Consider the following 334-nt stretch of genomic DNA (forward strand, 5'->3'; position numbering starts at 1 on the left):
CTCTTTAATAGTATAATACGCCGCCTAGAATTATTGCTAATAATATAAATAAGACGATTATTAAAAATGCGCTATTTTGAAGACCTGCTCCACAACATTTATTATTGTTGTTAGAGCATTTGTCCTTACAACATCCCATGGGACACCTCCTTAGGTATTTTTAAAAAAGACTAAATGAATGCTCCTACTATGATGATTAATAAGATAAATAGAACTAAGATGATTGCAGCTCCTAAGCCATTTCCACATCCGCAATTATTCATAAATCATTCCTCCTTTATTTGTCTTTTCACTTATATATTACGTTAAAAATTATTTTTGGTGCTTATACTTA

Origin of the sequence: uncultured Brachyspira sp. (assembly GCF_910588665.1) — a bacterium.
GTDB lineage: Bacteria > Spirochaetota > Brachyspiria > Brachyspirales > Brachyspiraceae > Brachyspira.